A 10,672-nucleotide genomic window follows, 5' to 3' on the forward strand; every position below is an offset into this window, starting at 1 on the left:
CCTATGCAGCCACCCCTCTGCCGATTGCCCAGGCATTCGTCGGCGCGGCGCCGGCAGGGCAGTTCGGCTCCGCCGACACGATCTACCGTTTTGGCCTTTTTTCGGTCATGGCGTTGGGTAACACGTTTCAGGGCTGGGTCCTGGAACTGGGTAACGCTTCCGAACGCAGGCGGCACCTCATGGCCATCCTGTCCCACCTCGCACTGGGAGCCGTCGGTGGAGGGCTACTTGCCTTGCTCGGCCCCCTGGCGACGGAGATCCTCTTTGGTGCCCCGGTCAGGGCCACTGAACTGACCTGCCTGTTTTACGGCCTTGCTTTCTTCTTTATTTCCGCCGCATCGCCCTTCATCCGCAATCTGCTTGTTCCCTTCGGAGGCGAGAAACTGATCCTGGTATGGACTGCTGTTTCGGCAGTACTCGGTTTGGCCACGATGCTGACTGCGGCCATGTCTGACTGGGCGGATGGAATAGCTTTGGGGATGGCCTGCAGCGAGGCTGTACTGTTCGCCGCCTTGGCCTTGCCGGCAATAAGGAGGCTGAACAATCTTGACAGGTATCGCACCCGGAATGGGGAAGTGAAGCAGGTGGAGGCTACTTAAGCCGTTCGGCCAGTCGCGGGTCGATTTTTCCCATCCGGTTGATGACAGCGTCCCGGATGCCGTAGAGGAACCCAATCAAGTGAAGCTTTCGGTTAGGGCCATAAATGAACCTGACGATGTGGCTCTGAAGCTCCATATAGAGGCGGCGTAGTATCCATTTCGGCTGAGTCAGCGCGTAACGGCGCAAGAGGACCAGTGAGTTCCGGGTGATGTAGTAGACACGGAATGGCGAATGGTAGTGGACGCTCAACTTCTTGGCTCCGATGCGCGCGTGCCAGCCCAGAATGGTGAGCGGCCTGGCATCACCCAGGGAATGCGCGAGATTGCTTCCCTCGCTGGCCAGCGCTCGGAACCCTGCCTGCCGCATGCGGGCGTTGAATTCCGAGTCCACGCAGTCGATGAAGAAGTCCTCGTCAAGGTACCCGACTTTGTCCAGGACGGCCGTCTTGATAAGCGTCCCGGACTGCATGGGGTCGAAGACCTCACGTTCGGGGCCGGCGCCAAATAACGGCAGCCTGATGCCGTTGTGGAACTGTGCGGCTACCATTCCCACTGTTTCCGGATTGCTGGACGATCGCGCGACGTCCAAGGCGTTCTCCACGTAGTTTCCGGTAAACCTTGAATCCTGGTCCATGGTGACCAGCCATTCGGGCTTCCACAGTTCGCGCGCATGCTTCATACCTGCGTTGAGTGCCGCGGCGATGCCGGAGTTGACCGGAAGCCCAACAACAACAGCGCCGGCGGCCTCCACCTTCGAGAGTACTGAGGAGACGTCGCCGGGGGAGCCGTCGTCGACCACGACTACATGGTCAACATACTGTTTCAGGGAAGCGACGTTCGTTATAAGTTCTTCTGTTGGCGAGTACGCGGAGACTACTGCCGCTACTTCCCGCGTGTTCGGAGTCAGGTCCATGGAGAGGCCATCCTTTTCGGTGCTTTCGGCGCACGTCGGTGCCTCCGATGTGCAGGTGGGGTTGTTGATGGCCTAGTTGGCGAGGGCGCGGCGCGTGGCGATCAGGAGATTTCTGAAGAAGTCCAGCCGCGCTGCGAAGATCTTGCCCGCGCTGCGGATTCCTTGTGGCGTCAGGTTCTCCCCATGGAGTCGATGCAGGATAGTGTCCTCTTCCAAGTAGCGGATGGAGCGATTGACGATACCCACCATGGCTATCCACTGATCGTGGGACTCGCGCATGTGCGCCGGGAACGGCAGAATTTTGGGGAGCAACTCCCGCCGGAAAGCCATGGCACAGCCCCAATGCAGCCGGTAGCCGATGACAATACCGGCGAGATTCCGCAGCGTGTGGTTCGAATCTTTCGCTTTGAGCCGGATTCGATGGAACCGGCCAAGGGGACCGTCGAAGTGCCGGCAATTGCTGACAACCATGTCCTTGTCCTGGAGGCCGGCGATCATCCGCTCAGTCCGTCCGGGAATCCAGATATCGTCCTGGTCCGAAAGGAACACGTATCGGCCCCGGGACTCAGACAGCGCCCTTTCGAAGGTGCGGACGTAACCGGCGTTCGTAGTGCCCGCGATCAGACGGATACGAGGATCGCCGATTCCCTCGACGACGCTCTTCGTGCTGTCGGTGGAGCAGTCATCAATGATCACTAGTTCATCCGTAGCTGACAGCTCCAGGAGAATGGATTCAATCTGTTCGCGAATGTGGTTTGCGCCGTTGTAGGCGGCCATACAGACACTGACGCGCGGAATGAGCGTGGGTACCGGATCCATTGAGGCGGAACATCGCTTTCAGAATGTACCCGCTCGGTGGTGTCCAGCGGGGCTTGGTCAAACGAAGACCAGTTTAGCAAAGAGGCGCCACGGCGGAGGCGAGTATGCGCCTGGCCTATAATCGTAAGGACGATGATCGTGTCCGGCCCCGCCCTTGCGGCGGCCCGGGGCGTGGCCTGGCGCTTCCGAAGCGCCGGCAGAATCCACCGAAAGGAACCAAAGGTCCATGGCCATTGACGTAATGCTGCCCTACTACGGCGACGTAGACCAGATGAAATTGGCGGCCCAGAGCGTCATGAACCAGCAGAACCAGGACTGGCGCCTTATTGTCATCGATGATGGCTACCCGGACCCCGAGCCGGAGCGGTGGTTCACGAGCATTACAGATCCTCGTGTGACATACATGAAGAATGCGGAGAATCTCGGAGCGAATGGCAACTACCGCAAGGCCCTGACACTGGTCGAAGCACCGTACGTGGTCATTATGGGCGCCGATGACATCATGCTCCCGAACTACCTGGACATCGTGGCAGCGGCCTTTGCCGCTTATCCCCACGCCGACGTGGTGCAGCCAGGTGTGCAGGTCATTGATGAAAAAGGAATTGCCTGCACCCCGCTCGTCGACGCGGTCAAGAAGCTGTACGCACCCAAGACCACGGAACGGATGGAACTCAAAGGTGAGGCCATGGCTACGAGCCTCGTCCGCGCTGACTGGGCCTACTTCCCTTCACTTGCCTGGCGTACGGAAACCGTGACGCGGATAGGCTTCACCCAGGGCCTGGACGTCGTTCAGGACCTGGCTCTTCTCCTGGATATTGCCGCTGAAGGTGGTTCGATGATTATCGATCCGACTCTTTCGTTCCTGTACCGGCGTCATTCTGCGTCGGATTCGTCTGTCCGCGCGCTCGACGGCCGACGTTTCGACGAAGAGCGAAGCTTCTTCGAACTGCAGGCAAAAAGGTTCAAGACGCTGGGTTGGAAAAGGGCATCGCTCGCGGCCGCTTTCCACACGACCTCCCGACTGAACGCCGGGGCCCTGGTGCTCAAAGCAGTCGCCCGGGGGAAGTTTGATTCCCTGCCGAGGTTGGCCAAGCACATCGTCAGCTGAATAGCTTAAAGAGGAGGTGGCCGGCCCTGGGGGCCGGCCACCTTTATTTTTTCCGATCCTGTGATGTCTAAGGCGTTGTTGGGCCTTTGCCGCCCGCGGCCGCGATAGCGGCATCAAGCTGGACCCTCACGTCGGCCATTTCTGCCCTGAGGATGGCGACTTCTTCAGCCAGGATGCGGACCTCGTCTTCAGCCTGGGACTGCTCCTGGGACAAATGCAGGCAAACGCCCACCAAAAGAACCAGTGTCATGATGAAAAGCAGGTTTGCCGGAACCTGGATGCCGAGCAGGGTGCTGGCCAGTTCCAAGAGGCCGGGAAAGGCGGCCAGAAACAGTGTTCCGAGACCGATGATGATCCACAGCACGGCATACTTTTCACGCAGTTTTTGGCGCCGCAGCATCTCGAAAACGAAAAAGAGGATCGCCACAACGACGATGATTCCCATAAGAAATGACATGTCAGATTCCTAGTTGGACGATGGTTCGGATTTCTTCCGTGTCAGCGCGAAGATCAATGCCAGTCCGGAACGCCCCAAGTAGATCGCGGCCTTGACCGGGTCATGGCTCGGAGCACCTCCTTGGCGTTCGCGCATTGACACGCCAACCTGCTGGACGGTGCATCCTGAGCGGATTGCGACCACCAGGGAGTCAATCGTGTCACCCAGATACTCGGCCGGATAGTGATCGACGTATTGACGCATTGCTTTGGTATTCGCTGCCCTGAATCCGGAGGTGACATCAGTCAGGCGGGTTCCTGAGATTCGTGAGATTGTCCATGCCAGCACGTTCATTGCCCACTTACGGGGACCTTTAACAGCGTAGTCACCCTTGTCGGCGAAGCGCGCACCTATGGCGATATCGGCATTCTTCAGGCCGTCCAGGACGGCCTGGATGTCACGGGGGTCATGCTGGCCATCTGCGTCAACCTGGATGACCTGCTGGTACCCGTTTTTCTTCGCGTATTTGAATCCAGTACGCATGGCCCCGCCCACGCCCATGTTGAAGGGCAGCTGGATTACTGTTGCGCCGGCCTTACGGGCAAGCTCCGCGGTACTGTCACGGGACCCGTCGTCGACAACCAGGACGTCGCACGGAGGACCAAAATCGAACACTTCCCTGATGGTATTACCGATGGACTCCGCCTCGTTCCAGGCAGGCATGATCACCAGGATGTCGTGCAGGCGGGCCTGTGCCATCGTTAGAGCCCATCCTTCAGATAGGCGCTCAGCCGATCCCTGGACACGGCGGGGGTGAATCCGCTGGCTTTGATCTTGTCCAGCGTGAGGCTGCTGTTCCGGGGGCGCGGCGAAGCTTCCTTGCCTGCAAAGTAGGCTTCCGTGGACACCCCGGTGACTGAGTCCCGCGATGCGCCGACGAGTTCGTAGACGTCGGCGGCGATGTCGGCCCACGATTGTTCCGGGCCGTCATTGGTGACGTTGTAGACACCGTACTCGGCTCCGGACTCCAGCAGGTGGCGAATGCCCGCGGCGAGATCGGTTGTGAAGCTGAGCCGGCCGAACTGATCATCCACGACTGAGGGGCTGATCCCGCGGGCAGCCAACGATGACATGGTGCGGACGAAGTTGTTGCCTTCCCCGATAACCCAGCTCGTGCGCACAATGTAGTGCTTGGGCACGACGCTGACCGCGGCATCACCGGCTGCCTTGGTCTGGCCGTAGATGCCCAACGGTGTGAGCGGTTCGTCCTCGTTGTGGGCCTCTTCTGTGCCGTCGAAGACGTAGTCGGAGGACACGTGTACCAGTACCAGGTCATTCTCGACGGCTATCCGTGCCAGACGCGCTACGGCTGTGACATTGACATCCCAGGCCGCGGCGCGGCCCTCGGGGGTTTCGGCGGCGTCGACTGCCGTGTAGGCCGCTGCGTTAATGACCGTTGAGTAGTTTTTCCAGTTGAGCTTGGTGAGAGACTCTGCGGAGGTCAGGTCAACGTCTGCCCGGGTAGCGAACTCAACTGACGTGTCGCCGTCGTAAAGTTTTCGGAGTGCCTTGCCGAGTTGTCCGTTGGCGCCAAGTACAAGAGTTTTCCTGGGCGGCATCGGCGTGACATCGGCCAGACGGGGATGCGCTTTGTCCTTATCCGAAAGTTCCGCCTGCTCCAGGGGGATGGGCCACTGGATTCCCGCTGCTTCGTCGGCAAGATTCAGGAAGGTGTATTGTCCCTGGGCGTCTGCGGACCAATGGTCGTTAACAAGGTAGGTGTAGGCCGTCATGTCTTCGAGCGTCTGGAAGGCATTGCCCACGCCGCGGGGGATGAAGATTGCCTGGCTGGGATCCAGCTCTGCGGTGAAGACAGCACCGAAGGATGCACCTTCCCGCAGGTCGACCCAAGCCCCAAAAATCCGGCCAGTAGCCACCGAGATGAACTTGTCCCACGGTTCGGCATGGATGCCACGCGTGGTGCCGGCCTTTTCGTTGAATGAGATGTTGTTCTGCACAGGGTGAAAGTCAGGCAGACCGAGTGCAAGCATCTTCTCGCGCTGCCAGTTTTCCTTGAACCAGCCACGGTTGTCACCATGAACGGGCAGGTCATACAGGACGACGCCGGGGATCGGGGTCTCGTGGGCGGTCAGCTTCTTAGAGAACTCAATGGGCATCGTCTACTGGCCTTGTTCTTTGTACTTGGCTTCGGTCTGGGCTTTTTGTGGCCGCCACCAGTTTTCGTTGTCGCGGTACCAGGCGATGGTGTCCTCGATGCCGGCGTCGAAGTTGGAGAACCGTGGTTCCCAGCCCAGCTCATCCCGGAGCTTGGTGGAGTCGATGGCGTAGCGCAGGTCATGGCCGGGCCGGTCCACTACATGGTCGTAGGCGTCTGCTGCCTGGCCCATGTGCTTGAGGATCAGCTCCACGACGTCCTTGTTGTTCTTCTCTCCGTCAGCACCGATCAGGTACGTTTCACCGATGCGGCCCTTGTCGATGATGGCAAGCACGGCTGAGGAGTGATCGTTCGCGTGGATCCAGTCCCGGACATTCTCGCCTTTGCCGTAGAGCTTGGGGCGGATGCCGTCGATGACATTGGTGATCTGGCGCGGGATGAACTTTTCCACGTGCTGGTACGGGCCGTAGTTGTTCGAGCAGTTGCTGATGGTGGCCTGCAGGCCAAACGACCTCACCCACGCGCGGACCAGCAGGTCCGAGCCCGCTTTAGTCGAGGAGTACGGGCTGGACGGGTTATAGGGTGTCGACTCGCTGAAGCGTTCAGGGTCATCGAGCTCAAGATCGCCGTAGACCTCGTCAGTGGAGATGTGGTGGAAGCGCTTGTTGTGTTTCCGGGCGGCCTCGATCAGCGTATAAGTGCCGATGATGTTTGTGTCCAGGAAGGGGCGCGGGTCGTGCAGGGAGTTGTCGTTGTGGGACTCTGCGGCGTAGTGGACTACAACATCGGTGTCGCTGACCAGATCTTCGACCAGCCCGGCATCGACGATATCGCCTTGAACGAACCTGAAACGGTCTTCAGGCAGCCCTTGCAGGGACTCCAGGTTGCCGGCGTAGGTCAATTTGTCCAACACGGTGACGTGGTGATCTGTGTTCTCAAGAACGTAGTGGACGAAATTTGATCCAATGAAGCCGGCACCGCCGGTAACAAGAAGTCGCTGCATAGTTCCCAAGACTACCGGATTTGCTGCCACCGATAACGAAGGGAAAGATGGGGTCATGCGCGGAATAATACTCGCCGGTGGTACCGGCTCCCGGCTTCACCCCATCACCCTGGGCGTCAGCAAGCAGCTCGTTCCTGTTTACGACAAGCCTATGATCTACTACCCGCTGTCAACGTTGATCCTGGCAGGCATCCGGGACATCCTCATCATCACGACACCTCATGATGCCGAGCAATTTGAGCGACTCCTCGGCGACGGCTCCCGTTTCGGCGTATCCATCACCTACAAGCAGCAGCCTTCGCCCGATGGCCTTGCTCAGGCATTCGTCCTGGGCAAGGAGCATATCGGTGATGACAGTGTCGCTCTTGTCCTGGGCGACAATATTTTCTACGGTCACGGCATGGGCACTCAGCTGCGCCGCTTTGAAAACATCGACGGCGGTGCGGTGTTTGGGTATTGGGTGGCAGATCCGAAGGCCTACGGTGTGGTGGAGTTCGATAGCAACGGTAAAGCTATTTCCCTTGAGGAAAAGCCTGCGGAGCCGAAGAGTCACTACGCAGTGCCTGGCCTGTACTTCTATGACAACGACGTCGTGGAGATCGCGGAGAACCTGAAGCCGTCACCGCGCGGGGAACTCGAGATCACCGATGTCAACCGCACGTATCTGGAGCGCGGCAAGCTCCAAGTGGAGATTCTCCCCCGCGGAACCGCATGGTTGGATACAGGAACCTTCAACGACCTTAACGATGCTTCAAACTTTGTCCGGACCACCGAAAACCGGCAGGGGCTCAAGATCGGCGCTCCTGAGGAAATTGCCTGGCGGCTGGGGTTCCTTACTGATGATGAGCTTCGGGCGCGGGCTGAACCCATGGTAAAGAGCGGGTATGGCTCATATCTGATCGACTTGCTCGAGCACGGGCACTGATACCCAAGCACACAGCTCACCAAAAAGGTGGGATCCGAATCCGGATCCCACCTTTTTGTCACTCCGCAAGGCTCTAGGTCAAGCGTATTTTTGCGCCGCCGGAAGCTGTCCAGCTGATGCTTCCTCCCTGGAAGTTCTGGCTGCAAGAGGTTTTGTCAGCGGTGCAGGTCTGACTGCTGATGGGGTAGGCCAGTGCTCCGGCTTCGAATCCTTGGCCGGCCCAGCTCTGCTGGATCGGCCCCGGCACCATCAGGTGGGCACCGCTGGCCGGGGACCACATGATGCTGCCCTTCTCGAAGTTTTGGAAACAGCCGCCGTTGCGCAGCCCGCAAAGTGCAAAACTGGCGGGGTATCCCAGGGTTCCGGATTCGAAGCCCGTCGCCGCCCAGCGTTCCCTGATGGGTGTCGACGTCATTGCCTGGGCTCCAGTGGCTGGCGAGTACATCACGGTTCCCTTGGCGAAGTTCTGGAAGCACCCGTTGTTCTGCAATCCGCAAATCTGCGCACTAACGGGGTATCCCAGCTGGCCGCCCTCGTAACCGGTGCTGACCCAGGCATCCCTGAAGGGCCCGAACATGATGGCGTTCGCTCCGCTGTTGGGGGACCACATCACGGTTCCGCTGGAGTAGTTCTGGAAGCAACCGCCGTCAACCAGGCCGCAGATCACTCCGGACGCGGGGTAGCCGAGGTAGCCGCCCTCAAATCCGGACTTCTGCCACAGGTCGCGGATCGGGCCCAAAAGACTCGTCTGAGCCCCTGTGAGCGGGGAGTACATGAGGGCGCCCTTGACGAACATCTGGAAGCAACCTCCGTCCTTGAGCCCACAGACCTGACCTGAGGTGGGATAGCCAAGCGCACCCGGGCCATATCCGGCCTGCCCCCATGCTGCAGCCATAGGGCCGGCTGGAACGGTTTCGGGAGAGGTGGTGGCAGAGAAGCCCACCACGCCCTTTTCGAAGGACTGCCGGCAATCGCTCCTGGTTGCTGAGCAACTCGCCGGACTCGTGGGGTAACCGAGCCGCCCGCTTTCAAATCCGGTCGACTGCCAGTAGCTGAGCATCCGGCCGGTCACGGTGAAGGCCCCGGTTGCGGGAGAAAACAGCAGTGTGCCGCCCTGGAACAGCTGGTAGCAGCCCCCGTTGCGAATTCCGCAGACTTCATTGCCGAGGGGGAATCCGATGGGTTCTCCGTTGGACCGTGCTGCTTTCCACACTCCGCCCATGCCCATATATACACGCCAGGCTCCCGCCGCAGCGGTCCAACCGATCACGCCCCCTGTGAAGTCCTGGGTACAGTCTGCGGCAGTGCAGGCTGAATCGGCCGTGGGATAGCCAAGGAGGCCGTTCTCGTAGCCGGCCCGGGACCACGCTTCAAGCAGAGGTCCCGGCGTCACGAGATGGGCGCCTGTGGAAGGGCTCCACAGAACTGAGCCAGCCTGGAACAGCTGGAAACAGCCGCCGTTCTTGAGCCCACACGTCTGGTTGCTTAACGGGTAGCCGAGGCCGCCGTTTTCGTAGCCCTTTGCCGCCCAGTATTCACGGATCGCCCCGAATGGAACCAGAGACGCCCCGGTGGCTGGTGACCACATGATCGACCCGCCCTCGTAATTCTGGAAGCAACCGTTGCCCTTGAGTCCACAGACCAGCCCCGACACGGGGTAGCCCATCTGGCCGTTCTCATATCCGCTGCGTGCCCAGGCGTCCCGGACAGGCCCACTGAGGCTCAGCTGGGCTCCCGTGGCGGGTGACCACATGACGATGCCACCCTGATAGGCACGGAAACAGCCACCGTTGCGCAGCCCGCAGACCGTGTCCGCTGCCTGTGCCCCCAAGGAGGGCGTGGATGAGCGAAGTGCATCTATGGCCCGCGTTGCCTCTGGCGGGATACCGCTGGAGGCGAAGGCTTTCAGTCCGGCGTAGTCGCCGTTCCAGACGTTGGAGTCGCCGGCGAAGGGCCCGGTGCTGCTGTACTGCCAAATGCTGTAGGTACTCCAGCTTGCAGTAGGGACGGGGCCCGCGTTGTTGGTGGGGGAGCTGGGGTAGGCAGCAACCCACAAGGGGTAGTCACCAAATCCTGCGGGGTTGCCGAGGCACTGGTTCCACCAACTGGTATTGGTGTAGATAACAGGATGCCGGCCTGTGAGCGACAACATGGTGTTGCCGAAATCGCGTACCCACGACCCCAGTTGCGCCGGCGACATTCCGTAACAGGTGTTGCCGAAGTAGAAGCCGTTGATTGTCCGGCCCTCGTACGGGTTGAATTCGAAGTCGAGCACCGGGGGCATGGTGTAACCATCTGCGCTCCAGCCCCCGCCGTTTTGTACAAAATAGCGGGCCTGATCGGCGCCTGAGGACCAGTTCGGGATGGCGAAGTGGTAGGCGCCCCGGATCATGCCCACGTTTCGAGAGCCCTGATACTGCGAACTGTAAGACGGGTTGGTGTAGTAATTACCTTCGCTTGCCTTCACGTAGGCAAACCTGGAACCCATGTTCCACTGTTGCTGCCAGTCGACACTCGGCTGGTGGCCGCTCACGTCCAGTCCCTGGATACCGAAGGTCGGCATCCAGGTGCCCTCCGTAACCAGGGCCTCAGTGCTGAGCTTTGTGAAGCTGGTGCTCGAAGACGAGGCGGCCACACGGGCGGCCCGCTGGCCCATTTCCGCCCCGCCGGTGCCTACGGCGTCAGCCATCGAC

9 protein-coding genes and 1 pseudogene are annotated in these 10,672 nt (G+C 60.0%); 3 read left to right on the forward strand and 7 right to left on the reverse strand.

What is annotated here, in order from left to right; translation table 11 throughout:
• Window positions 1-599, forward strand: a pseudogene (locus DBR22_RS06000) (polysaccharide biosynthesis protein); the annotation flags it as partial.
• Here the strand turns inward: DBR22_RS06000 and DBR22_RS06005 are convergent.
• Together DBR22_RS06005 and DBR22_RS06010 are read right to left on the reverse strand one after the other, a co-directional pair.
• Entirely contained in the window at window positions 592-1,512 is a 921-nt protein-coding gene (locus tag DBR22_RS06005; protein ID WP_108598239.1) for a glycosyltransferase, read from the reverse strand. The pseudogene DBR22_RS06000 and the gene DBR22_RS06005 sit on opposite strands and share 8 nt — an antisense overlap.
• A gap of 72 nt (window positions 1,513-1,584) precedes the next feature.
• Window positions 1,585-2,331, reverse strand: coding sequence for a glycosyltransferase (locus DBR22_RS06010; protein ID WP_108598240.1), 747 nt, complete (start codon window positions 2,329-2,331; stop codon window positions 1,585-1,587).
• 226 nt (window positions 2,332-2,557) lie between these two features.
• Here DBR22_RS06010 and DBR22_RS06015 point away from each other — a divergent pair, with 226 nt between their 5' ends.
• Entirely contained in the window at window positions 2,558-3,439 is an 882-nt protein-coding gene (locus DBR22_RS06015) for a glycosyltransferase family 2 protein (protein ID WP_108598241.1), read from the forward strand.
• A gap of 67 nt (window positions 3,440-3,506) precedes the next feature.
• Here the strand turns inward: DBR22_RS06015 and DBR22_RS06020 are convergent, their stop codons facing one another.
• From DBR22_RS06020 to rfbB, 4 genes are read right to left on the reverse strand one after another with little or no spacing between them, the layout of a single operon-like run.
• The gene (locus tag DBR22_RS06020) at window positions 3,507-3,896 is read right to left on the reverse strand and encodes a DUF2304 domain-containing protein (protein WP_108598242.1); all 390 of its coding nucleotides are present in this window, start codon (window positions 3,894-3,896) and stop codon (window positions 3,507-3,509) included.
• A gap of 9 nt (window positions 3,897-3,905) precedes the next feature.
• The gene (locus DBR22_RS06025; RefSeq protein WP_258229054.1) at window positions 3,906-4,634 is read right to left on the reverse strand and encodes a glycosyltransferase family 2 protein; all 729 of its coding nucleotides are present in this window, start codon (window positions 4,632-4,634) and stop codon (window positions 3,906-3,908) included.
• Window positions 4,635-4,636: 2 nt separating this feature from the next.
• The gene (locus tag DBR22_RS06030; RefSeq protein ID WP_108598243.1) at window positions 4,637-6,052 is read right to left on the reverse strand and encodes a sugar nucleotide-binding protein; all 1,416 of its coding nucleotides are present in this window, start codon (window positions 6,050-6,052) and stop codon (window positions 4,637-4,639) included.
• Window positions 6,053-6,055: 3 nt separating this feature from the next.
• On the reverse strand, window positions 6,056-7,054 hold the full coding sequence (gene rfbB / locus DBR22_RS06035; RefSeq protein ID WP_108598244.1) for a dTDP-glucose 4,6-dehydratase: 999 nt from the start codon (window positions 7,052-7,054) through the stop codon (window positions 6,056-6,058).
• A gap of 55 nt (window positions 7,055-7,109) precedes the next feature.
• Here rfbB and rfbA point away from each other — a divergent pair, with 55 nt between their 5' ends.
• Complete coding sequence (rfbA, locus tag DBR22_RS06040; protein WP_108598245.1) at window positions 7,110-7,979, forward strand: glucose-1-phosphate thymidylyltransferase RfbA; 870 nt, start codon at window positions 7,110-7,112, stop codon at window positions 7,977-7,979.
• 73 nt (window positions 7,980-8,052) lie between these two features.
• On the opposite strand, the gene DBR22_RS06045 is transcribed toward rfbA, so the two are convergent.
• On the reverse strand, window positions 8,053-10,672 hold a 2,620-nt coding region (locus tag DBR22_RS06045; RefSeq protein WP_258229055.1), incomplete at its 5' end, for a GH25 family lysozyme.

The organism is Arthrobacter sp. HMWF013 (assembly GCF_003061105.1).
In the GTDB taxonomy this organism is placed as follows: domain Bacteria; phylum Actinomycetota; class Actinomycetes; order Actinomycetales; family Micrococcaceae; genus Arthrobacter.